Origin of the sequence: Streptomyces sp. bgisy159, assembly GCF_965341775.1 — a bacterium.
GTDB lineage: Bacteria > Actinomycetota > Actinomycetes > Streptomycetales > Streptomycetaceae > Streptomyces.
On sequence record NZ_CBDQZH010000006.1, the window covers coordinates 13506 to 36488 of the forward strand.

A 22983-nucleotide genomic window follows, 5' to 3' on the forward strand; every position below is an offset into this window, starting at 1 on the left:
GCCGGCTTCCCCCGTCCGGCCAGGGCGTTTTTCTGTTCCTCCCGAGGTGCCCGACGCCGCGTGGGCGGTTCCAATGGGCATAGGGAAAGCACGCATCCGTCGTCGGCGAGGAGCACCGCGCCATGACCAAAGCGATCAAACTGCTGTCCGCCCTCGCCCCACCCCAGCGCGCACGGCTGATGGAACTCGCCCGCGAGGTCTCCTTCCCGGAGGACACCCGGATCTTCGAGGCGGGCGGCCGGGCGGACCGCTTCTGGGTCATCCGGTCCGGGGCGGTCTCCCTCGATCAGCGCGTCACCTCGTTGCAGCGGGTCACCGTCGCCAGCCTGGCGGCAGGCGACCTGCTGGGCTGGTCCTGGCTGTTCCCGCCCTACGAGTGGGACTTCGGCGCGGAGGCGTTCAGCCCGGTGCGCGCCTACGAGTTCGACGCGCAGCCGGTGCTGAAGCTCTGCGAGGAGGACCCGGCGCTCGGCTTGTCCCTGGTGCGGATCGTGGCCGAGATCCTCGCCCACCGCCTGGAGGCGACCCGCGGCAAACTGCTGGAACAGGGCGGGTCCTACCGGTGGGGGCGGCGGTAGGGGCGGTCAGCCGCCGCTCCCGGCGAGCAGCAGCAGCCCGAGCGTGATCATCGTCGCCGCGACGAGCCCGTCCAGCACCCGCCAGGCGGCGGGCCGGGCCAGGAAGCGGCCCAGCAGGCGGGCGCCGAAGCCGAGCGCGGCGAACCAGCACAGACTGGCCAGCGCGGCGCCGACCCCGAACGTCCAGCGCAGCGGGCCCCGGTCGGCCGCGATGGAGCCGAGCAGGAAGACGGTGTCCAGGTAGACGTGCGGGTTGAGCCAGGTCAGCGCCAGGCAGGTGAGCACCGCCCGGCGGCGTGAGCCGGCCGCCTCGCCCTGCGCCACCAGCGCCCCGCCGGGCCGCAGCACGCGGCGGGCGGCGAGCACGCCGTAGCCGAGCAGGAAGGCGCCGCCGATCCAGGCCACCGCGGTCAGCGCCTGGGGCCAGGCCACCACCACGGCACCCACCCCTCCCACGCCGAGCGCGATCAGGACGACGTCGGACAGGGCGCAGATCCCGACGACGGCGAGGACGGCGTCGCGTCGGATGCCCTGACGCAGGACGAAGGCGTTCTGGGCGCCGATGGCGACGATGAGCGACAGACCGGTACCGAAACCGGCCGCCGCGGCGGCGAGAGCGTTGGACATGGCGCCCACGGTAGGGAGCCCGATCACTGGACGTACAGCTAAAGATTCTTACGTAACATTAGCTCTCGTGAAGACGATCGCTGATCCCGGGATGCCGGACCTCCCGCTCGACCAGGTGCGGACCCTGCTCGCCGTGGTCGACGAGGGCACCTTCGACGCCGCGGCCGCGGCGCTGCACGTCACCCCCTCCGCGGTCAGCCAGCGGGTCAAGGCGCTGGAACGGCGCACGGGGCGGGTCCTGCTGCTGCGCACCAAGCCGGTGCGGCCGACCGAGTCCGGGGAGATCGTGGTGCGGTTCGCCCGCCAGCTGGCCCGGCTGGAGCGCGACACGCGGGCCGAACTGGGCATGAGCGGTGCCGGGGAACCGACCCGGGTCTCCGTCGCGGTGAACGCGGACTCACTGGCGACCTGGTTCCTGCCGGCCCTCACCCGGGTCGCGCGCGAGCCGCGCCTGTGCTTCGAGCTGCACCGCGAGGACGAGACCCGCACCGCCGAACTGCTTCGTGAGGGACTGGTGATGGCGGCGGTCACCTCGTCGCCGGACGCGGTGACGGGCTGCTCCGTGCGCCGACTGGGCACCATGCGCTATCTGGCCGCCGCGACCCCCGGCTTCGCCGAGCGCCACCTGGGCGGCTCGCTGGGCGAAGCCCTGGCCGAGGCGCCGGTGGTCACTTTCGACCGCAGCGACGACCTGCAGGACGCGTTCGTGCGACGCCTGCGGCCCGGGCGGGGCCGGGCGGGCACGGTACGGCACGCCGTGCCGACCTCGGAGGGCTTCGTGTCCGCGGTGGCCGCCGGGCTCGGCTGGGGCATGGTGCCGCGCGCCCAGGCGGCGGAACTGCTGCGCACCGGCCGTCTGGTGTCCCTGGCCCCGGACCGCCCGCTGGACGTTCCGCTGTACTGGCAGCAGTGGCGGCTGGACTCCCCCGCGCTGGCGGCCCTGGCCGAGTCGGTGGCCCGCGCGGCGGCCGAGGCGCTCGACCAGGGCCCGTCCTGAACGTCCGGGCCGGAAGACGTCGCGGCGCCGGAGGGGCTTCGGCGACGGGCCCCGGCCGTCCCGGCGGCCCGCTCGGATCGACAGGCCCCGGCCGTCCGGGCGGCCCGCTCGGGGCGACGCGGCGGCCGGCGGGCCGGCGGCCGCGTCGCGGGGGCGCGGGCGACGGCGGGTCGCGAAACCCCCTCGGATCCGGTCAGCCGCTTCCGCGGCGCAGGGGGCCCCAGGCGCTCTCCTGGCGGGCCACCTCGGCCCGCGCCTCCTCGATGACGCGCCGGTCGATCCAGCACAGCGGCCGCACGTCGGTCACGAGGGGCTCGTTGTCCGGCCCGCGACCCGTCTCGCGGCCCGCGAGGACCCAGGGACGGACCCCCGGCCCCTTGTCGTGCGGCAGGTGGGCGTAGTCGTACAGACGGCGGGCCACCCACAGGTCCAGGGGCCGGTGCCGCCACCACTCCTCCACGTCCAGGGGGTTGGCCGACAGGCCGGGCATCGCCACGCCGGTGAGGTCGTCGGTGCTGGACGTGCCGGCGAGATCCGCCTCGGGGCCGCGGGACCAGCGGACGTAGAGACCCTGGCGGCGGCCCACCAGCCGGGTCAGCTCGCCCAGGCTGCGGGCGACGGGCAGACGGCCCGGCGTGCTGCTCATGGACCCTCCTTCCGCGCCACCGGGCCACCGGAGTACCCAGGGTGGACGAGCCGGAACGGGGCGGTCGCGTGACCATGGGGCGAGCAGCGTCCCCCGCCGGAAAGGAGAATCCCATGAGTGTCCGTGTGCGCCGCGTCTACGATCCGCCGCACCCCGACGACGGGGTGCGGGTGCTGGTCGACCGGCTGTGGCCGCGCGGGGTGTCCAAGGACGCCGCGCGCGTCGACGAGTGGCCCAAGGCCCTCACCCCGTCGACGGAGCTGCGCCGCTGGTACCACGCCGGCGAGGGCTCCTACGAGGAGTTCACCCGCCGCTACGAGGCGGAACTGGCCGCCCCGGACGCGGCCGGGCTCCTGGAACAGGTGCGGTGGCTGGCCCGGGAGGGGCCGGTGACGCTGCTGACGGCCTCGAAGACACCCGAGGAGAGTCACGCAGCCGTGCTGGTCGGCCTGCTCACGGCCGACGGGTGACGTCACGTGGTCCCGGGCCGCTCGCGGGGTGCCTCAGCCGGTCTGCCGGGCCGCCGCCCGTCCCGCCGCGCGCCCGGAGAAGAGGCAACCGCCGAGGAAGGTGCCCTCCAGGGCGTTGTAGCCGTGCACCCCGCCGCCGCCGAAGCCGGCCACCTCGCCGGCCGCGTACAGTCCCTCGACGGGCCGTCCGTCCGCGCCGAGGGCGCGGGAGTCGAGGTCGGTCTGGATGCCGCCGAGCGTCTTGCGGGTGAGGACGTGCAGCTTGACGCCGATGAGCGGGCCGGCCGCGGGGTCGAGGACCCGGTGCGGGGTGGCGACCCGGCCGAGGCGGTCGCCGAGGTAGCGGCGGGCGTTGCGGATGCCCTGCACCTGGGTGTCCTTGGCGAACGGGTTGGCCATCTGCAGGTCGCGGGCCTCGATCTGCCGGCGCAGCGTGGCCGCGTCGAGCAGCGGCTCGTCGGTGAGGGCGTTCATGCGGTCGACGAGCCGGTCGAGGGTGTCGGCGACGACGAAGTCGGCCCCGTGGTCGAGGAAGGCCCGGACGGGCGCGGGCGCGCCCTTGCCGAGGAGCCGGTCGCGCAGGACCGCGCGCTTGTCCTTGGCGGTGATGTCCGGGTTCTGCTCGGAGCCGGAGAGCGCGAACTCCTTCTCGACCATCCGGCGCGTGAGGACGAACCAGGAGTGGTCGTACGCGGCGATGTCCTCGGTGGTGCGCAGGTACTTCAGGGTGCCGAGGGTGTCGTACCCCGGCAGGCAGGGGTCGGGCAGCCGACGGCCGAGCGCGTCGAACCACAGCGGGGACGGTCCGGACAGGATGCGGATGCCGTGACCGGGCCACACGGGGTCCCAGTTGCGCACGCCCTCGGTGTAGTGCCACATGCGGTCGCGGTTGACCAGGCGGACGCCGGCCTCGGCGCTGATGCCGAGCATGCGGCCGTCGACGTAGGCGGGGACGCCGGTGACCATCTCGGTGGGCGGGGTGCCCAGCCGCCGCGGCCAGTGGCGCCGCACCAGGTCGTGATCGGCGCCGATGCCGCCGGAGGTGACCACGACCGCCTGGGCGGTCAGCTCGAACTCGCCGGACCGCTCCCGGCTGGAGGCGACGCCGCGCGGCGAGTCGTCGGAGGCCAGGACGGTGCCGCGCACCCCGCGGGCCGCACCGGACTCGACGACCAGTTCGTCCACGCGGTGGCGGTGGTGGAAGGTGAGCAGTCCGTCGCGGGCGGCCTGCTCGGCGTAGCGGGCGAAGGGCTCGACGACGCCGGTGCCGGTGCCCCAGGCGATGTGGAAGCGGGGTACGGAGTTGCCGTGGCCGTCGGCGCGCGGGCCGCCGCGCTCGGCCCAGCCGACGGTGGGCAGCAGCGTGATGCCGTGCCCGGCGAGCCAGGCGCGCTTCTCGCCGGCCGCCCACTCGACGTAGGCGCGCGCCCAGCGCACCGCCCAGGAGTCCTCGTCGTCGAGGCGGTCGAACCGGGCACTGCCCTGCCAGTCGTTCCAGGCGAGGTCGAGGGAGTCCTTGACGCCGAGGCGGCGCTGCTCCGGAGAGTCGACGAGGAAGAGCCCGCCGAACGACCAGTAGGCCTGGCCGCCGAGGTTGGCGGCGTTCTCCTGGTCGACGAGTGCGACCCGGCGGCCCCGGCTGGTCAGTTCGTGAGCGGCGACCAGGCCGGCGAGGCCGGCTCCGACGACGATGACGTCCGCGTCCATGGGGTGCGTTACCTTTCCTCGGTCCCTCGTCGGGGGTCTGTCGCCGCTGTGGTGAGCAGGGCGGTGAGCAGCTGTTTGAGCCAGGCGCGGGCGGCGTCGACGTCCTTGTCGAGCAGGAGCTGGGTGGTGACGCCGTCGTAGGCGGCGACCACCGCGCGGGCGGCACCGTCGACGTCGCCGAGCGCGGTGGACGGTTCGGGATGCCCCTGGGCGCGGGCGAGCCGGTCGGCGATGGCGCCGCGCAGCCGCACCCGGTGGTCCAGGAGCGTGCGGGCGACCTCGGGGTCACGGGCGGCGTGCACCAGGAAGTCGGTCTTCACCAGCAGCCAGTCCACGTCCAGCAGGAGGACCTCGGTGACCCGGTCGACGGCGGCGGGCACGTCGAGGCCGGGCCCGTCCTGGGCGAGCGCGTCGGCCACCTGTCCGGCGATGAGGTCCGCGCGTTCCCGGTAGAGCGCGAAGAAGAGTTCGTCCAGGGTGGCGAAGTTGGAGTAGAAGGCGCCCCGGCTGTAGCCGGCGGCCTCGCAGACCTCCTCGATGGAGACCCGGCCGAAGCCCTTGGCCGCGAACACCGCGAAGGCGCCGTCGAGCAGCCGGGCGCGGGTGCGGACGCGGCGCCTGGTGACGCGCCCGGGTGCCTCGTCGGCCATCTCCGCCCCCTCTCCGTTCGATACGGGAATGTATCGGATACGCCAGTGCATCGAAAGACCGGTCGACGGCCGATCACCCGCCGCCCGCCGAACGGCAACCCGCCCCACGAATGGAACACAGTTTCGATTCGGGGGTAGGCTGGCCGCATGGCCACGCACCACCTCCAGGGCTCCCTCTTCGACCAGGCCGACGAACTGCGGCTCGGCGCCCTCGCCGGGATCCGCCGGACCGAGCTGGGCGCCGGGGCCTGGATCGACGTGCGGCCGGGCTGGCTGACCGGCTCCGACGGCCTCTTCGACCACCTGGCGACCGGTGTCCCCTGGCGCGCCGAGCGGCGGAAGATGTACGACAACGTCGTCGACGTTCCGCGGCTGCTCGCCTTCTACGGGGCCGGGGACCCGCTCCCCCACCCCGTGCTGGAGCGGGCGCGCGCGGCGCTGTCCGCGCACTACGCCGGGGAACTCGGCGAGCCGTTCACCACGGCCGGCCTGTGCTACTACCGCGACGGCCGGGACAGCGTCGCCTGGCACGGCGACCGGGGCGGCCGGGGCTCGCGCGAGGACACCATGGTCGCGATCCTGTCCGTAGGCGCCCCCCGCGACCTGCTGCTGCGCCCGGCCCACGGCGGCGGTGAGACCGTGCGCCGCCCGCTCGGCCACGGCGACCTGATCGTGATGGGCGGCTCCTGCCAGCGGACCTGGGAGCACTGTGTGCCCAAGTCCACCCGCGCCGCGGGTCCGAGGATCAGCGTCCAGTTCCGTCCGCACGGGGTCCGCTGACGCGTCCGCCCGCCGATCTGCTTTGCTGGCGTCCTCAGCCACCTCTTCGCCACGGGACGGTCATGCGGGCACAAGTGCAGCAAGTAGCCGACGGCGTGCACCTCGTGCACGGCTCCGACACCAACTGGGTGATCCTCGCCGACGGCGACGCCGTCACCCTGATCGACACCGGCTATCCCGGGGACCGGGGGCTGCTGCTGGACTCCCTGGCCCAGGTCGGGAGTTCGCCCGAGGCGGTGACGGCCGTCCTCGTCACCCACGCGCACACCGACCACATCGGCTCGGCGGAGTTCCTGCGCACCCGGCACGGCACGCCGGTACGGCTGCACCAAGCCGAAGTCCCCCACGCGCGCCGGGAGTTCCTGCACCAGGTGGGCGTGGGGACGGTCCTGCGCCAGGGCTGGCGACCCGGGGTCCTGCCCTGGGCGGTGCGCGCGCTGCGCTCCGGCGGCACCGCCCACGTCCCGGTGGCCGGGCCCGAACCGCTGCCGGCCGCCGCCGGTCCGCTCGACCTGCCCGGCCGGCCCGTGCCCGTGCACACCCCGGGCCACACGCTCGGGCACTGCGCCTACCACCTGCCCGCGGCGGGCGTGGTGGTGTCCGGCGACGCCCTGGTCAGCGGCCATCCCACGTCCCGGGTGCGGGGCCCGCAGCTGCTGCCGACCATGTTCCAGCACGAACGCGAGCACGCCCTGGCCTCGTTGCGGCTGTTCGAGGAGCTGGAGGGGGATGTGCTGCTCCCGGGGCACGGGCCGGTACACCGGGGCCCGGTGGCCGACGCCGCGCGCCGTGCGCGGGAACGCGCCGTCTAAGGTCGGACCATGGCTTTGCAGATCAGCGCCACCAACCCGGAGCACCCGGCCCTCCTGCTGGAGCTGCCGTGGCACCTCCCCCTGGAGGAGTGGCCGGAAGAGGTCCTCGTCCCGCTGCCCCGGGGCATCTCCCGCCACGTGGTGCGCTACGCCCGCGCCGGCGAGGAGGTCATCGCCGTCAAGGAGCTCGCCCAGCGGCCCGCGCTGCGGGAGTACGAGCTGCTGCGCGACCTGGACCGGCTGTCCATCCCGGCCGTCGACCCGCTCGCCGTGGTCACCGGCCGCCTCGACACCGCCGGGGAGTCCCTGGAGCCGGTGCTGGTCACCCGGCACCTCGGCGGGTCCATGCCGTACCGGTCGATGTTCGAGACGACGATGCGGCCGGCGACCATGCACCGGCTGATGGACGCCCTCGCGGTGCTGCTGGTCCGGCTCCACCTGGCCGGGTTCGCGTGGGGCGACTGCTCGCTGTCCAACACGCTCTTCCGGCGCGACGCGGGCGCCTACGCCGCCTACCTGGTGGACGCCGAGACCGGCGACCTGCATCCGCGGCTGAGCGACGGCCAGCGCGCCTACGACCTCGACCTGGCCCGGGTGAACATCAGCGGCGAGCTGCTCGACCTGGAGGCGTCCGGGGCGCTGCACCCCTCCGTCGACCCGATCGAGTTCGGCACGGAGATCTGCGCCCGGTACGGCGACCTGTGGAAGGAGCTGACCCGCACCTCCGTCTATCCGGCGGGCAAGTACCACTACATCGAGCGCCGCATCCGGCGCCTGAACGACCTCGGGTTCGACGTGGCCGAGATGCAGATCGAGCACTCCTCCACCGGGGACACGGTCACCTTCGTGCCGAAGGTCGTCGACGCCGGCCACCACCAGCGCCAGCTGCTGCGGCTGACCGGGCTGGACGCCGAGGAGAACCAGGCCCGCCGGCTGCTGAACGACCTGGAGAGCTGGATGGCCACCCAGGACGACTACGCCCCGGGCGACCCGCTCGCCGCACGGCCGGAGGTGCTCGCCCACCGCTGGGTGCGCGACGTGTTCCGTCCGACCGTGCGGGCCGTTCCGCTGGAGCTGCGCGGCTCGATGGACCCGGCGGAGATCTACCACGAGCTGCTGGAGCACCGCTGGTACCTGTCGGAGCGGGCGCAGCACGACATCGGGCTGGACACCGCCGTCCGGGACTACATCGAGAAGATCCTTCCCAAGGCGCGCGAGACCCTGGAGCCGACCGTCCCCGAGGCGTGATCAGTCGTGCGGGACGACGGCCACCGGGCAGTCCGCGAGGTGCAGCACCCCGTGGGCGACGGAGCCGATGCGGGCGCCCACCGCCGTACGGTGCGCCCGGCGGCCCACGACCATCAGCTGGGCCCGCCCGGACACCGACAGCAGGACCTGTCCGGCGCTGCCCATCTCCACGTGCTCCACGACGTGCACGTCCGGGAACCGCTCCCGCCACGGCTTCAGGGCCTCCGTCAGCGCCTGCTTCTCGAACGGTTCCAGGCCGCCCGCGTCGTCGAGGAGCTGCATCGAGGCGGGGCTGTAGGCGAACACCGGCGGCAGGGTCCATGCGCGTACGGCGCGGACCGTCGCGCCGCGCGCGGCGGCCGTCTCGAACGCGAACCGCAGGGCCGCCGCGCTGTCGTGCGGGTCGCCGTGCTGACCGACGACGACCTCGTGCCCGGCGACCTCGTCGGACGGCTTGTCGCCGGCCCGCACCAGGACCACCGGGCGGGCTGCCTCGGCGATCACCTGCTGGCCGACGGAGCCCAGCAGGAAGCCGACCACGGCCCCGTGCCCGCGCGAGCCGAGCGCCAGCAGTTCGGAGTCCGCCGCGGCCGACACCAGCGCTTCCGCGGGGCGGCCCTCGACCAGGTCGGCGGTCACCCGGAGACCGGGGTGGCGCTCGGTGACCGCCCGGACCGCCTCGTCGACCCCCTCGCGCACCCAGCCCGCCTGGGTGTCCCGGTCCGCGGTGCCGGCCGCCGCCTGGGGCTGGAACCGCCAGGCGTGCACCAGGCGCAGCGCCGTGTCCCGCCGGACGGCCTCCCGGGCCGCCCAGGCGAGCGCCGCCCGGCTCTCGTCCGTCCCGTCGACCCCTACCGTGATCGGGCGCGTCATACCGCCGCCTCCCCTGCCTCGTGATCTTTCTGACCCGGCCCAGTCTTCACTACGCTTTCGGTATGGGCCTGCAGTGGGAGCAGATCTGCGTCGACGCACGTGATCCCGCGGCGCTCGGGGCTTGGTGGGCCCGGGCGCTCGGCTGGGTGGTGGTGAACGACGACCCTGAGGAGTACGAGGTCCGGCCGGCCCCGGACCGGCTGCCGGGTCTGCTGTTCGTGCGCGTGCCGGAGGCCAAGACGGTCAAGAACCGGTGGCATCCGGACTTCCGGCCCGTGGACCAGGGGGCCGAGGTGGAGCGGCTGCTGGCGCTGGGCGCGCGGCGCGCGGACATCGGGCAGGGCGAGCGGCCGTGGGTGGTCCTGCGGGATCCGGAGGGCAACGAGTTCTGCGTCCTGGGGGCCAGCAGGCAATCCTGAGCGCGGCGGGCCGATCGAACATACGATGGCCGGTAGCCGGCCTGGTCGACCGTCTCCGGGGTCACCCGGCCGCGGCACCGATCACTCGGGGTGGGAGACGCATGGCACAGGCCGCCGAAGCAGCGCGGACCGTCATTCTGACCGTGGACGACGACCCGGGTGTCTCCCGCGCCGTCGCCCGCGACCTGCGGCGCCGCTACGGCGCCTCGTACCGGATCGTGCGGGCGGAGTCCGGCCCGTCGGCCCTGGAGGCGCTGCGCGAGCTGAAGCTGCGCGGCGACCTGGTGGCGGTGATCCTCGCCGACTACCGGATGCCGCAGATGAACGGCATCGAGTTCCTCGAGCAGGCCCTGGACATCCACCCGGGCGCGCGCCGGGTGCTGCTGACGGCGTACGCGGACACCGGCGCCGCGATCGACGCGATCAACGTGGTCGATCTCGACCACTACCTGCTCAAGCCGTGGGACCCGCCGGAGGAGAAGCTCTATCCGGTGCTGGACGACCTGCTGGCGGCGTGGCGGGCCGGTGACCACCGGCCGGTGCCGAGCACCAAGGTGGTCGGCCACCGGTGGTCGGCCCGCTCCTCGGAGGTACGGGAGTTCCTCGCCCGCAACCAGGTGCCGTACCGCTGGTACTCCTCGGACGAGCCGGAGGGGCGGCGGCTGCTCGCGGCCGCCGGGCAGGACGGGCGGCGGCTGCCGCTGGTCGTCACCCCCGACGGCGACCCGCTGGTCGCGCCGGAGCCGCCCGAACTCGCCGCCCGCGTCGGCCTGGCCACCGACCCGACGACCGACTTCTACGACCTGATCGTGATCGGCGGCGGCCCGGCCGGGCTCGGCGCGGCGGTGTACGGGGCGTCCGAGGGACTGCGGACGGTGCTGGTGGAGCGGTCGGCCACCGGCGGGCAGGCCGGGCAGAGCTCGCGGATCGAGAACTACCTGGGCTTCCCCGACGGCGTCTCGGGTGCGCAGCTCACCGACCGGGCACGGCGGCAGGCGACGAAGTTCGGCGCCGAGCTGCTGACCGCGCGGGAGGTGACCGCGCTGGAGGTCAACGGCGCCGCGCGGATCGTCCGGTTCTCCGACGGCTCGGCGATCGCCGCGCACAGCGTGATCCTGGCCACCGGCGTGTCGTACCGGCAGCTGGCGGCGCCGGGCGCCCGGGACCTCACCGGGTGCGGGGTGTTCTACGGCTCGGCGCTCACCGAGGCGGCCTCCTGCCAGGGCCACGACATCTACATCGTCGGCGGGGCGAACTCGGCGGGGCAGGCGGCGATGTACCTGTCGCGGCACGCCAAGTCGGTGACTCTGCTGGTGCGCGGGCCGGACCTGACGGCGTCGATGTCGCACTACCTGATCCAGCAGATCGAGGAGGCGCCGAACATCTTCGTGCGGCCCCGCACGGTCGTCGACGCGGCACACGGCGAGGGGCGGCTGGAGCGGCTGACGTTGCGCCAGGTGGAGTCGGGGGAGACGGAACAGGTCGACGCGCAGTGGGTGTTCGTGTTCATCGGCGCCGCCCCGCTGACCGACTGGCTGGACGGCGCGGTCCTGCGCGACGAGCGCGGCTTCATCCTGGCGGGCCCCGACCTCAGCCCCGACGGGCGGCCCCCCGAGGGCTGGGAGCTGGACCGGCCGCCGTACCACCTGGAGACCAACGTGCCGGGCGTGTTCGTGGCGGGCGACGCGCGCGCCGAGTCCGCCAAGCGGGTCGCGTCCGCCGTCGGTGAGGGAGCCATGGCCGTGATGCTGGTCCACCGCTACCTGGAGCAGTCGTGAGCGGGCGCGCGATGCCGTGCAGCCCGGCGGAGATCGGCTCGCTGTTCCTGTTCGAGAAGCTCTCCCCGGAGCAGCTCGGGCGGCTGTGCGCCGAGGGCCGGGTGGAGCGGTTCGAGCCGGGGCCGGTGTACGCCGAGGGGGACCCGGCGACCTGCTTCTATGTGCTGATCGAGGGCACGGTGGTGCTGTCGCGCCGGGTCGGCGGCGACGACGTGGAGGTCGTCCGCAGCTCGCAGCGCGGGGTGTACTCCGGGGCCATGCAGGCGTACATCGGGGACCGGGTGCGCCAGGTCTACAACAACTCGATGCGGGTGACCGAGCCGACCCGCTTCTTCGTGCTGCCCGCGGACACCTTCTCGGCGGTGATGCACGAGTGGTTCCCGATGGCGGTGCACCTGCTGGAGGGGCTGTTCTTCGGCTCGAAGAACACCCAGCGCACCATCGGCCAGCGCGAACGGCTCCTCGCGCTGGGCTCGTTGTCGGCGGGCCTGACCCATGAGCTGAACAACCCCGCGGCGGCGGCCGTCCGGGCCACGGCCACCCTGCGGGAGCGGGTGGCGAAGATGCGCCACAAGCTCGCCGTGATCGCCTCGGGGCCCTACGACCGGGAGGCGCTCGCCAAGCTGATCGAGATCCAGGAGCGCACGGCCGAGCGGGTCGCCAAGGCCCCGGTGCTGAGCCCGTTGGAGGCAGCGGACCGGGAGGACGCGCTCAGCGAGTGGCTGGACGACCAGGGCGTCCCGGAGGGCTGGCGGATCGCGCCGACCTTCGTCCAGGCGGGCCTCGACGTCGGCTGGCTGGAGGAGGTCGCCGCGGCGGTCGACCCGGACGTCCTTCCCGGTGCGGTGGGGTGGCTCAACTACACGGTCGAGACCGAGCTGCTGATGTCCGAGATCGAGGACTCCACGACCCGGATCTCCCACCTGGTCGACGCGGCCAAGCAGTACTCCCAGCTCGACCGCGCCCCCTACCGCGAGGTGGACGTCCACGAACTCCTCGACAGCACCCTGGTGATGCTCTCCGGCAAGCTCGGGGAGCGCGTCGAGGTCGTCAAGGACTACGACCGGACACTCCCGGCCGTGCCCGCCTATCCGGCGGAGCTGAACCAGGTGTGGACCAACCTCATCGACAACGCGGCGTTCGCGATGGGCGACGGCGGCACGCTCACCGTGCGCACGGCCCGGGACGGCGACCGGCTGCTGGTGGAGTTCCGCGACACCGGCCCGGGGGTGCCGGCGGAGATCCGCGACCGCATCTTCGACCCGTTCTTCACCACCAAGCCGGTCGGCCAGGGCACCGGGCTGGGGCTGGACATCTCCTGGCGGATCGTGGTCGACAAGCACCACGGCGGCCTGCACGTGGAGTCCGCGCCCGGCGACACCCGCTTCCAGGTGCTGCTGCCGCTGACCGCGCCCGCCCCGGAGACCGGGCCGGGGACCGACATCGAGGAGACCGCATGACAACCGACGGTGACGGCATCGACCCGAGCGTGCCGCCGAGCGGCAGTGGCTGCGCCGAGTGCGAGGCGGCCGGCGGCTGGTGGTTCCATCTGCGCCGGTGCGCGCGGTGCGGACACGTCGGCTGCTGCGACTCCTCCCCCGCCCAGCACGCCACGGCGCACTACCGGGCCACCGGTCACCCGCTGGTGCGCAGCTTCGAGCCGGGCGAGGAGTGGTTCTGGGACTACGCCACCGGGGAACTGCACGAGTCCGGTCCGCGCCTGGCGCCGCCGGCGAGCCGCCCGCCGGACCAGCCCGCGCCGGGCCCCGCGGGACGCGTACCGGCGGACTGGGCCCGCGCGCTGCACCGGTGAGGTCCGGTGCGCGCGCCCCGCGGATGTCGCACACCTGACCGCCGGAATTGAACGAAGGACAGGAATCGCTGCGGATGTGCGGTTCCGTTGAACGCGTGCCGCCGCGCCCGTCGTACCTCTGGGAAAGGGAGAGCTCCGGCGGTTCAGCGAGGGATGGCCATGGTGAAGGCGCGGGTCGCCACGTCCGGGTTGGTGGCCGGGAGGTACCGGCTCCTCGACGTCGTCCACCGGGAGACGAACCGTGTCACCTGGTACGCGGAGGACGTCCCCAAGACGCGCCCGTGCGTGGTGACCCGGGTGGGGCTGCCGGACGGCATGGGCGAGGAGGACGTGCGCCGGGCGGCGGACCGGGTGCTGCGGATGTCCGAGACGATGGCCCGGCTGTGCCCCGGCCGGATCGCCGCCGCGCTGGACGCGGTGGCGCAGGACGGCGCGCTGTGGACCGTGACCGAGTGGATCGACGGCCGGCCGCTCGGTCAGCTCCTCGCCCAGAGGCGGGACTTCCCGCCGGCCCGGGCTGCCGGGATCGGGCTGGAGGTGCTCGGGGTTCTGGAGGCGGCGCACGGTGAGGGCATCACGCACGGCGAGCTGAGCCCCGGCCAGGTGTTCCTGCGTGAGCGCGGGCCGGTGGTGCTCACCGGCTTCGGCCTGGCCGGCGCGGCCCTCGTGCCGCGTCTGGCGGCCCCGTCGTACGCCTCTCCCGAACAGGCCCGCGACGAGCGGATCGGGCCGGCGGCCGACCTGTGGGCGCTCGGGGCGCTGCTGTACACCATGGTGGAGGGGCGGCCGCCGTTCCGGGACCGGGACCGCCCCGAGGGCACGCTGCGGGGGGTGGACCGGCTGCCGCTGCGCCCGCCGCTGCGGGCGGGTCCGCTCACCGCCATCGTGCAGGGGCTGCTGCGCAAGGACTCACGGGAGCGGCCCAACCGGGCGGTGGTGCGCCAGGCGCTCGCCCGGGCCGTCGAGGAGGATTCACGCGAGGGGGCGCGGACGGTGCCGCTGCGGGCGTACCCGCTCCTCCGGTGGGCCGTGCCGCGCGGGAGCGGGCGGGTGATGCTGGCCACCGGGACCGCGCTGGCGGTGCTCACGGTGGCGGTCGCCGCGGTCGCGGTGACCCAGCGGATGTCCGGTACCGACGGCGGTCCCTCCGAGGCCGCGGCCCACACCCGCCCCACGGAGTCCGGGACGCCGGGGGCGTCGGGAGCGACGCCCGGTGGCTCCGCCGCGCCGGGCACCCCGGCGGCCCCGTCGCCGTCGCCGACGGACTCCCCGCCGTCCTCGCCCCCCTCCGCCTCCCCCACCGCGCCGTCGTCGCCCCCGTCGTCACCCGCGGCGTCGGCGACCGCCCCGAGGCCGGCCGGCGGTTTCGCGCCCTACCGCTCCCCCCTCGGCTTCTCCGTGTCGCTCCCCGAGGGCTGGCGGGTACTGGCCACCGACCGCCAGGCCGACCTGGCCTACCGGGTCACCTTCGGCAAGGACGGCGATCCGCGCACCCTCGCGGTGACCTACAGCGAACGCGTCGGCCCCGACCCGGTGGCCGTCTGGCGCGACGACGTGGAACCGGTGCTGCGGCGGGAGGCCGGGTTCCGGCGGCTCGGTGCGATCCGGGCGACGACGTACCTGGGGAGCCGGGCGGCCGACATGGAGTGGCTCACCGATGTGGCCGGCACCCGGGTGCGTACCTTCGGCCGGGGGTTCCTGCTCGGCGGTCGGCGCGGCTTCTCGCTGCGCTGGAGCACCCCGGCCGCCGACTGGGACGAGGCGGCGAACCGGCAGGCCCTGGACACCTTCCTCACCACCTTCCGGCCGGGCTCAGCGTGAGGCGCGCAGCGAGGTGAGCGGTCCGGGGTGCAGCGGGGTGGTGTGCCAGCGCGCGGTGAAGGTGCCCTCGGCCCGCGAGCAGGCCACCCGCAGGCGGTGCGGGGTCTCGAGGAACTGCACGTCCACGGCGAGGGTGTCGCCGTCGCTCCAGCCTCCGCTGACCGCGACCGGCAGCGGCCGTTCGTGGACCGTCCAGCCGCCCGGTCCGAGGGGCAGCCGCAGGGAGTGGCCCTCTTCCTGGAGGGTGAGCCTCCAGCCGTCGTCGTCCTCGGTGACGGTGGCGCCGCGCAGCCCGGGCTGGTCCGCGCCGTCACCGCCGGACCGGGTGAAGGCGGCGCCCGACCAGTGCCCGGCCCGCTCCGGCGGTGCGGGCTTGCCGGGGGCGGGTGGCAACGCCAGCCCGGCCAACCGCTCGGCGAGGGCCGCTTCCGCGTCGTCCTGGCCGGGCGGCGGCGCGGCGCGGAAGGCGGGCAGCAGACGGTCCCAGACCAGGTGCAGCAGGCCCTGCATGTCGACGGTGGCCGCGGTCAGCGCGATCACGGCGTCGTGTTCCGGCAGGACGAGGGCGAACTGGCCGTAGGCGCCGTCGGCACGGTAGCCGTGCCGGGAGCGCCAGAACTGGAAGCCGTAGCCGCGGTCCCAGTCCTGCCGGTCGTCGCCCGCCATGACTCCGGCCGTCGCGATGTGTGCCCGGGTCGCCTCGGCGACCCACTGCGGCGACAGCAGCCGCTCGCCGTCCCACACGCCGCGGCGCAGGTACAGCAGGCCCAGCCGGGCGAGCGCGTCCGCCGGGGCGTGCAGGCCGCTGAAGCCGAGCTGCCGCCCGGACCGGTCGGTCAGCCAGGTGACGTCGCCGATACCGAGCGGGTCCAGCAGCCGCGGCCGCAGGTAGTCGGTGAGGGTCTGCCCGGTGACCCGCTGGAGGATCGCGGCGAGAGTGAAGGTGGCGGGCTGGTTGTAGGCGAAGACGGTGCCCGGGTCGCGGTCCGGGGGCACCAGGAGGAAGCCGCGCACCAGGTCACCGCCGCCGAGGGCGCGCGCCCGGTCCAGGGTCTCTGCCTCGTGCCCGCTGGCCATGGACGCCACGTGCCGGACCAGCATGGCGCGGCTGCGCGGGTCGGTGATCTCGGCGTCGAGTTCCGGGAAGTACGAGATCACCGGGTCGTCCAGGCGGATCAGCCCCTCGGCGAGGGCGAGTCCGGCGGCCGTGGCCGTGAAACTCTTGCTCACCGAGTACAGCAGCCGCCGGCGCTCGGGGGTGTACGGCGCCCAGCAGCCGGTGGCGACGACCCGGTCGTGCCGGACGATGGTCAGGCTGTGCGGCTGGATGCCGTCGGCGGCTTCCACGGCGTCCAGGAAGGCCAGGACGTCGGTGGCGGCGACGCCCTGGGCGGCGGGAGTGCTCACGGTCAGGGTCATGACCACATCCTCACCCGACGCGCACATATATTAGACCCCGCGTCGCGGTGTCGGGCGGGCGGTGGCCGCCGGGTGCCTGCGGGCCGTTTTCGCGTCGGCGCGCCGGGGACTCGGGCCGCATGGTGCGAATCGGATACACGATGATGACCGAGCAGGCCGGACCGCGTGAGCTGGTGGGCACGTGGTGGGTGCCGAGGAGGCCGGGTTCGACTTCTCGGTGACCTCGGACCACTACTTCCCGTGGCTGCGCTCCCAGGGACACGCCCCGTACGCGTGGAGCGTGCTGGGCGCCGCCGCGCAGGCCACGGAGCGCATTCCGCTCATGACGTACGTGACCTGTCCGACCATGCGCTACCACCCGGCGCTGGTGGCCCAGAAGGCGGCCACGACGCAGCTGCTGTCCGAGGGCCGCTTCCGGCTCGGGCTGGGGTCCGGGGAGAACCTCAACGAGCACGTGGTGGGGGCCGGCCGGCCCTCGGTGGACGTTCGGCACGAGATGCTCCAGGAGGCCGTGGAGATCATCCGCGCGCTGTTCGGGGGCGGCCACGTCACGCGGCACGGCACGCACTTCGACGTGGACTCGGCCCGGCTGTGGGACCTGCCCCAGGAGCCGCCGCCGATCGGCATCGCCGTCTCCGGCGAGCGCTCGTGCCGGCTCGCGGGAGAGCTGGCCGACCTGCTCATCGCCACCGAGCCGAAGCCGGGTCTGCTCGACGGGTTCGACCGGTACGGCGGTTCGGGCAAGCCGCGCGTGGGACAGCTCCCGGTCTGCCACGACCCCGACCGCGACACGGCGGTGAAGCGGGCCCACGCGCAGTTCCGCTGGTTCGGCAGCGGCTGGAAGGTGAACTCGGAGCTGCCGCACCCGGACTCCTTCGAGTCGGCGACCCAGTTCGTCACCCCGGACGACGTGGCCGGCAGCATCCCCTGCGGCGACGACCCCGATGACTTCGTGGAGGCGGTGCGCCCCTACGTGGACGCCGGGTTCACCGAGGTCGCCCTGGTGCAGATCGGCGGGGACGCGCAGCGGGCGTTCCTGGACTGGTCGGAGAAGGCACTGCTGCCCGCGCTGCGGGAGGCGTTCGCGTGAGCGGCGCTCAGCGGGCGGTGTAGCGGCGCCGCGTCCACAGCGGCAGCACGAACCAGCACAGGCCGTACCAGCAGACCACCGGGACGACGAGCCAGGGCACGAGGGAGTCGTGGGTGGCCACCCGGAGGATCAGCAGCAGTGAGGCGGTCATGGTGATGAGCAGCAGGACCAGACCGACGAAGGTCATCCGGGACGCCCAGCGCACCGCCTGGGGCTTCACCCGGCGCCCCGACACCAGGCGGTGCAGGGAGACCGGTCCGATCAGGGCACCGGTGGCGCACGACCCCAGCACCACCGTGGCGATGTAGATCGCCTTCTCGGTGTCCGCGAGCGTCGTGTACCGCTGTGTGAACACGACGGTGAGCAGGAAGCCGAACAGGATCTGCACGCCGGTCTGGGCGACCCGGACCTCCTGGATCAGCTCGCCCCACATCCGGTCGGCGCGTTCCTCCTCGGACTCGTCGCGGCCGGTTCGCGGCCGACCGTCCCTTGCCTTGGCCGTCACCTGTCCTCCCGGTTCTCCCGGTGTCCCGGGTCGAGTTCCGCCCTCGCGGGCCTGTGCTGCTCCCGCGAGTACCCAGGTAACGGCCGCCGTCCCGTGCGCCGCGCCCGGCCGGCTACCAGCGGGTCTCGACCTGGTCCTTGATCCGCCGCTCGTACAGGTCGCGGATCGCGGCCAGGCTCTCGACGGACAGCGGGGGCAGCCCGGCGGCGGCCGCGTTGGCGCGGGCCTGCTCGGGTGAGCGCGCGCCCGGGATGACGGTGGTGACGCCGGGCTGGTCGATGATCCAGCGCAGCGCGAGCTGGGCCGGGGTGAAACCCTCGGGGGCGAGGCCGGCGAACTCGACGGCGGCCTCGACGCCGGTCTCGTAGTCGACGCCGGAGAAGGTCTCGCCCATGTCGAAGGCCTCGCCGTGGCGGTTGTAGGTGCGGTGGTCGTCGGCCGGGAAGACGGTGTCCTTGGTGTACTTGCCGGACAGCAGGCCGGAGGCCAGCGGTACCCGGGCGATGATGCCGACGCCTGCCGCGCGGGCGGCGGGCAGGACCTCGTACAGCGGCTTCATCCGGAACGGGTTGAGGATGATCTGCACGCTGGCCACACCGGGGCGCGCGATGGCGGTGAGGGCCTCGGCGCAGGTCTCCACGCTGACGCCGTAGGCGGCCACGCGCTCCTCCGCGACCAGGGTGTCGAGGGCGTCGAAGACCTCGTCGGTGGAGTAGACGGGGGTGGGCGGGCAGTGCAGCTGGACCAGGTCGAGCCGGTCCACGCCGAGGTTGCGCCGGGAACGGTCGTTCCAGGCGCGGAAGTTGTCCAGGACGTAGTTCTCGGGGATCTGGTCGACGCGGCGGCCCATCTTGGTCGCGACGAGCATCCGCAGATCGGGGCGGCCACGCAGGAAGGCGGCGATGGTCTGCTCGCTGCGCCCGTCCCCGTAGACGTCGGCGGTGTCGAAGAAGGTGACCCCCGACTCGGCCGCCGTCTCCAGGACCCTCAGGGCCTCCTTGTCGTCCACGTCGCCCCAGTCGGCGCCCAGCTGCCAGGTGCCGAGACCGACGACGGAGGCGTGCTGACCAGACCTGCCGAATACGCGCTCGTCCATGGCGTCAGTCTGCCATCCGGAGGGCCCCGCCGCGGAACGGGCCCCGCCGCCCGGCGCCGGGCGGTCGGGTGACGGTGACCGCCCGTTTTCGGGCCCGGGTCACTCGCGCGGGGCGAGTGTCCTCGCGTGCACGGTGCGGGCGACCCGGGGGCCGAGCCAGCGCTTGAGGCGGCGCAGGGAGTCGAACTGTCCGGCGGCACGGTCCAGCCGGTAGTAGAGCTGCGGCGGGACGTGCGGCAGCAGCGGCGAGTGGCGCTGACCGAGCAGGGCGAACATGTGCTCGGGCGGGAGGTCGATGTAGCGGGTGAGGTTCTCGTACCACTGGGCGCTGTAGCGGGCGGCGCTCTGCACCGGCAGCAGGGCGGCCTTGCGGATGCGCTCGTACTCGGCGAGGGCGTGCGGCAGTTCGCGGTGGGCGCGCAGGGCGCCGGCGAGGGCCATGGCGTCCTCCAGGGCGAGCGTGGTGCCGGCGCCGGTGGAGTAGTGGGTGGTGTGCGCGGCGTCGCCGACCAGAACCAGGTTGTCGCGGTACCAGGTGCGGTTGGTCAGGGTGCGGAAGGTGCGCCAGGGCGCCGGTCCGTGGGCCGGGTCCTGCCCGATGAGGGGGTGTCCGTCGAGGATGTGCGCGAAGAGCTTCTCCAGCCGGGCCAGGCCGTCCGCCTCGTCGGCCCCGTCGAGGCCGAGCCCGGTGAAGGTCTCGGGGCCGCACTCGACGACGCAGGTGCTGTTTCCGGGGCCGTAGGGGTAGCCGTAGCACCAGATCCAGCCGTGCCCGGTCTCCACGAAGGCGAAGGTGAAGGAGTCGAAGACCTTGGTGGTGCCGAGCCAGATGTAGCGGTTGCGGCCCGGGGTGAGGCGGGTGCCGAAGTGGTCGGCGTACCGGCCGCGCAGGGCGCTGTGGACGCCGTCGCTCGCGACGACCAGGTCGGCCTCGGGGAGACGGTCGGGGCCGACCTCGTCCTCGTGGCGCAGTTCGACGCCCAGACTGCGGGCGCGGTGTGCGAGGAGTTCCAGGAGGCGGTGGCGGCCGATGCCGTGGCCCTCGTCGCCGGGCCGGCGGGTGGCCAGGTCGCGCACGTGGGCGACGCCCTCGTCCCAGCGCACGGAGTGGGCGTCGAGGGCGCGGGCGGACTCGGGGTCGTGGTGGCGGAGTCTGTCGAGCAGTTCCCGCCAGTAGGTGACCCCCCACCCGTAGGTGGAGCCCTCCGGGTCGCGCTCGTGGACGGTGATGTCGTGGGACGGATCCTGGCGCTTGAGCAGGATCGAGAGATACAGGCCGGCGGGCCCGCCGCCGACGCAGGCGACCTTCACGCGCACCCCTGGGAGTTACGAGTCGTGGCTGTGTGACGACGCAGAGTAGCAGGCGGATCGCGTCAGTTTTCACACGTGACGCACACCATCACCACGATCACGGCGGACGAAAGATCACCGAAGACAGCGCTTCCGCTGGAAGGAATTCCCCGCTCCAGCCCGGCCGGGGCGGGCGCCGCAACAAGATCATTCTTGTTCAACTCCGTACGACATCTGGGCAATTGTCCGGATCGCAGCCAACCCGTCCGGGGGAACTTCCCCCGTTGTCGACCGGCCCGATAGGCATGCGGGGTCTCGACCGGACCACCCCCCTCAGGAGGCTTTGCATGTCGGAACTCACCCGTCGCCGCGCGCTGTCCGCCGCGGCCGCCCTCACGGCGACCGCGGGCGTCGCCGCGGCCGTCGCGCCGGCCGCCGCGGCAACCGGACAGGGTCCGCACACCGGGCACTCCGGGCACCCGCAGGGCGTGCCGGGGCCCTTCGACGAGGTCTACAAGGGCCGCCGGATACAGGGCCGTCCCACCACCGGCGGCGGCCACCACGGCGGTCACCACGGTGCCGGCTACGCCGTGTCCGTCGACGGCGTGGAGCTGCATGTCATGCGCAACGCCGACGGCAGCTGGATCAGCGTGGTCAGCCACTACGACCCGGTGGCCACCCCGCACGCCGCGGCGCGCGCCGCGGTCGACGAACTGCAGGGCGCCGAGCTGCTGCCGTTCACCGCCAACTGACCGCCGCCACCGCACACCTGGAGCAACCAGCACATGACCGTCCGCAAGAACCAGGCCACCCTGACCGCCGACGAGAAGCGCCGATTCGTCGGGGCCGTCCTGGAGCTGAAGCGCAGCGGCCGCTACGACGCCTTCGTCAGGACGCACAACGCCTTCGTCATGTCCGACTCCGACTACGGCGAGCGCACCGGTCACCGTTCGCCGTCGTTCCTGCCCTGGCACCGCAGATTCCTGCTGGAGTTCGAGCGCGCCCTGCAGTCCGTGGACGCCTCGGTGGCGCTGCCCTACTGGGACTGGTCCACCGACCGCTCGACCCGCGCCTCGCTGTGGGCGCCGGACTTCCTCGGCGGCACCGGGCGCAGCCGGGACGGCCGGGTCACGGACGGCCCGTTCGCCGCCGTCGCCGGGGACTGGCCGATCAACGTCCGCGTCGACGGCCGCGCGTACCTGCGGCGCTCGCTCGGGGTGAGCGTGCGGGAGCTGCCGACCCGGGCGGAGGTGGAGTCGGTCCTGGCGATGGAGACGTACGACATGGCGCCGTGGAACAGCGCCTCGGACGGCTTCCGCAACCACCTGGAGGGCTGGCGCGGCGTCAACCTGCACAACCGGGTGCACGTGTGGGTGGGCGGCCAGATGGCCACCGGGGTCTCCCCCAACGACCCGGTGTTCTGGCTGCACCACGCCTTCGTCGACAAGCTGTGGGCCGAGTGGCGCCGCCGGCACCCCGACGCGGCGTACCTGCCGGCGGCGGGCACCCCGGACGTGGTCGACCTGGAGGAGACGATGAAGCCCTGGAACGACGTGCGCCCGGCGGACCTGCTGGACCACACGCGGTTCTACACGTTCGACACCGACTGACCGTTCGACGTGTCAGGCGCGCCTCCCGGGTGGCGCGATCAGGAGGGGGAAGCGGTGCGGCACTCCGGGTGACCCCAGCCCTGGTCGTTCTTGGCGATCTGCTCGCCGGCCGCGTAGGGGCGTCCGCACACACAGCGGCCGGGGAACTTGGCCTTGATCGTGCGCGACGACGACGAACCGGCGCGCCGCTGGGAGGACTTGGCCCCGGCGCCGCGTCCCCGCGGGGCCGCGGACTTCGGGGTGTCCGGGGAGGGCGGCGGCTCGGGTGAGCCGAGGGCGCTGCCCGCCGCCTCCTGGACACCGGCGGCCTGGCTGGCGGCGCGGTCGGCGAAGTCGTTCAGCCGGTCGCCGTCGACCTGGTGGGCGGGGACGTAGCGGAACTCCACGGAGCGGCCGGCGAGGAGTTCGTCGATGCGCACCACGAGGTCCTGGTTGGCGACCGGCTTGCCGGCGGCGGTCTTCCAGCCGTTGCGCTTCCAGCCGGGTAGCCAGGTGGTGACGGCCTTCATGGCGTACTGGGAGTCCATCCGGATCTCCAGCGGCACCGCCGGGTCGGTGGCCGCCAGCAGCCGCTCCAGCGCGGTCAGCTCGGCCACGTTGTTGGTGGCCCGGCCGAGCGGTCCGGCCTCCCAGCGGGCGGGCGTCCCGGAGTCGTCGGCGACCACCCAGGCCCAGCCGGCCGGTCCGGGGTTGCCCTTGGAAGCCCCGTCGCACGCGGCCACAGCATGTTCACCCATGGGCACGATCATGCCAT

Annotated in this window: 23 protein-coding genes and 1 pseudogene; 14 read left to right on the forward strand and 10 right to left on the reverse strand. The window is 73.9% G+C overall.

The features are described 5' to 3' along the window. Positions 1–122 precede the first annotated feature (122 nt). Positions 123–578, forward strand: a complete 456-nt coding sequence (locus ACSLTV_RS08275; protein WP_432138086.1) for a cyclic nucleotide-binding domain-containing protein — start codon at positions 123–125, stop codon at positions 576–578. Positions 579–584: 6 nt separating this feature from the next. Here ACSLTV_RS08275 and ACSLTV_RS08280 read toward each other — a convergent pair whose 3' ends face one another. Then, positions 585–1205, reverse strand: a complete 621-nt coding sequence (locus tag ACSLTV_RS08280; protein WP_432157398.1) for a LysE/ArgO family amino acid transporter — start codon at positions 1203–1205, stop codon at positions 585–587. A gap of 91 nt (positions 1206–1296) precedes the next feature. On the opposite strand from ACSLTV_RS08280, the gene ACSLTV_RS08285 reads away from it, so the two are divergent. Continuing rightward, entirely contained in the window at positions 1297–2202 is a 906-nt protein-coding gene (locus ACSLTV_RS08285; RefSeq protein ID WP_432138106.1) for a LysR family transcriptional regulator ArgP, read from the forward strand. A gap of 193 nt (positions 2203–2395) precedes the next feature. Here ACSLTV_RS08285 and ACSLTV_RS08290 read toward each other — a convergent pair whose 3' ends face one another. After that, positions 2396–2848 (reverse strand): DUF6098 family protein, encoded by a 453-nt coding sequence (locus tag ACSLTV_RS08290; protein WP_432157397.1) that lies wholly within the window; start codon positions 2846–2848, stop codon positions 2396–2398. A gap of 113 nt (positions 2849–2961) precedes the next feature. Between ACSLTV_RS08290 and ACSLTV_RS08295 the strand changes: the two genes are divergently transcribed. After that, positions 2962–3318, forward strand: a complete 357-nt coding sequence (locus ACSLTV_RS08295; protein WP_432138083.1) for a DUF488 domain-containing protein — start codon at positions 2962–2964, stop codon at positions 3316–3318. A gap of 33 nt (positions 3319–3351) precedes the next feature. Here ACSLTV_RS08295 and ACSLTV_RS08300 read toward each other — a convergent pair whose 3' ends face one another. Then, complete coding sequence (locus ACSLTV_RS08300) at positions 3352–5025, reverse strand: FAD-binding dehydrogenase (protein WP_435611911.1); 1674 nt, start codon at positions 5023–5025, stop codon at positions 3352–3354. Between the two features lie 8 nt (positions 5026–5033). Next, positions 5034–5675, reverse strand: coding sequence for a TetR/AcrR family transcriptional regulator (locus ACSLTV_RS08305; RefSeq protein WP_435611912.1), 642 nt, complete (start codon positions 5673–5675; stop codon positions 5034–5036). A 147-nt stretch (positions 5676–5822) separates the two neighbouring features. Between ACSLTV_RS08305 and ACSLTV_RS08310 the strand changes: the two genes are divergently transcribed. From ACSLTV_RS08310 to ACSLTV_RS08320, 3 genes are all read left to right on the forward strand, one after another. Then, positions 5823–6455, forward strand: a complete 633-nt coding sequence (locus tag ACSLTV_RS08310) for an alpha-ketoglutarate-dependent dioxygenase AlkB (RefSeq protein ID WP_432138080.1) — start codon at positions 5823–5825, stop codon at positions 6453–6455. A 62-nt stretch (positions 6456–6517) separates the two neighbouring features. After that, positions 6518–7267 carry an MBL fold metallo-hydrolase gene (locus tag ACSLTV_RS08315; RefSeq protein ID WP_435611913.1) on the forward strand — a complete coding sequence of 250 codons (750 nt, stop codon included), beginning with the start codon at positions 6518–6520 and terminating at the stop codon, positions 7265–7267. 9 nt (positions 7268–7276) lie between these two features. Continuing rightward, complete coding sequence (locus tag ACSLTV_RS08320; protein WP_432138078.1) at positions 7277–8515, forward strand: DUF4032 domain-containing protein; 1239 nt, start codon at positions 7277–7279, stop codon at positions 8513–8515. On the opposite strand, the gene ACSLTV_RS08325 is transcribed toward ACSLTV_RS08320, so the two are convergent. Next, complete coding sequence (locus ACSLTV_RS08325; protein ID WP_435611914.1) at positions 8516–9388, reverse strand: universal stress protein; 873 nt, start codon at positions 9386–9388, stop codon at positions 8516–8518. A gap of 62 nt (positions 9389–9450) precedes the next feature. Here ACSLTV_RS08325 and ACSLTV_RS08330 point away from each other — a divergent pair, with 62 nt between their 5' ends. The 5 genes from ACSLTV_RS08330 (at position 9451) to ACSLTV_RS08350 (ending at position 15219) form a co-directional block, all read left to right on the forward strand. After that, entirely contained in the window at positions 9451–9807 is a 357-nt protein-coding gene (locus tag ACSLTV_RS08330; RefSeq protein ID WP_435611915.1) for a VOC family protein, read from the forward strand. Positions 9808–9908: 101 nt separating this feature from the next. Beyond that, complete coding sequence (locus ACSLTV_RS08335; protein ID WP_435611916.1) at positions 9909–11585, forward strand: FAD-dependent oxidoreductase; 1677 nt, start codon at positions 9909–9911, stop codon at positions 11583–11585. An 11-nt stretch (positions 11586–11596) separates the two neighbouring features. Then, the gene (locus ACSLTV_RS08340) at positions 11597–13045 is read left to right on the forward strand and encodes an ATP-binding protein (RefSeq protein ID WP_435611954.1); all 1449 of its coding nucleotides are present in this window, start codon (positions 11597–11599) and stop codon (positions 13043–13045) included. Beyond that, positions 13042–13398 carry a UBP-type zinc finger domain-containing protein gene (locus tag ACSLTV_RS08345; protein WP_432138073.1) on the forward strand — a complete coding sequence of 119 codons (357 nt, stop codon included), beginning with the start codon at positions 13042–13044 and terminating at the stop codon, positions 13396–13398. The genes ACSLTV_RS08340 and ACSLTV_RS08345 overlap by 4 nt, the downstream gene beginning before the upstream one ends. Before the next feature lie 153 nt (positions 13399–13551). Then, entirely contained in the window at positions 13552–15219 is a 1668-nt protein-coding gene (locus ACSLTV_RS08350; RefSeq protein ID WP_432157391.1) for a serine/threonine protein kinase, read from the forward strand. Here the strand turns inward: ACSLTV_RS08350 and ACSLTV_RS08355 are convergent. Beyond that, complete coding sequence (locus tag ACSLTV_RS08355) at positions 15211–16638, reverse strand: serine hydrolase domain-containing protein (RefSeq protein WP_435611917.1); 1428 nt, start codon at positions 16636–16638, stop codon at positions 15211–15213. The genes ACSLTV_RS08350 and ACSLTV_RS08355 overlap by 9 nt on opposite strands. A 119-nt stretch (positions 16639–16757) precedes the next feature. Here ACSLTV_RS08355 and ACSLTV_RS08360 point away from each other — a divergent pair. Beyond that, positions 16758–17728, forward strand: a pseudogene (locus ACSLTV_RS08360) (LLM class F420-dependent oxidoreductase). Positions 17729–17735: 7 nt separating this feature from the next. On the opposite strand, the gene ACSLTV_RS08365 reads toward ACSLTV_RS08360, so the two are convergent. From ACSLTV_RS08365 to ACSLTV_RS08375, 3 genes are all read right to left on the reverse strand, one after another. Next, positions 17736–18161, reverse strand: coding sequence for a DUF6328 family protein (locus ACSLTV_RS08365; RefSeq protein ID WP_432138105.1), 426 nt, complete (start codon positions 18159–18161; stop codon positions 17736–17738). 184 nt (positions 18162–18345) lie between these two features. Next, a complete protein-coding gene (locus ACSLTV_RS08370) occupies positions 18346–19329 on the reverse strand; it encodes an aldo/keto reductase (RefSeq protein WP_435611918.1) in 984 nt (327 codons plus the stop codon). A gap of 99 nt (positions 19330–19428) precedes the next feature. Beyond that, complete coding sequence (locus ACSLTV_RS08375; protein ID WP_432138069.1) at positions 19429–20640, reverse strand: FAD-dependent monooxygenase; 1212 nt, start codon at positions 20638–20640, stop codon at positions 19429–19431. Between the two features lie 326 nt (positions 20641–20966). Between ACSLTV_RS08375 and melC1 the strand changes: the two genes are divergently transcribed. After that, on the forward strand, positions 20967–21371 hold the full coding sequence (melC1, locus tag ACSLTV_RS08380) for an apotyrosinase chaperone MelC1 (protein WP_432157388.1): 405 nt from the start codon (positions 20967–20969) through the stop codon (positions 21369–21371). Between the two features lie 33 nt (positions 21372–21404). Then, complete coding sequence (gene melC2, locus ACSLTV_RS08385) at positions 21405–22229, forward strand: tyrosinase MelC2 (RefSeq protein ID WP_432138067.1); 825 nt, start codon at positions 21405–21407, stop codon at positions 22227–22229. Between the two features lie 38 nt (positions 22230–22267). On the opposite strand, the gene ACSLTV_RS08390 is transcribed toward melC2, so the two are convergent. After that, on the reverse strand, positions 22268–22978 hold the full coding sequence (locus ACSLTV_RS08390; RefSeq protein WP_432138066.1) for a ribonuclease H family protein: 711 nt from the start codon (positions 22976–22978) through the stop codon (positions 22268–22270). Between the last annotated feature and the right edge of the window lie 5 nt (positions 22979–22983).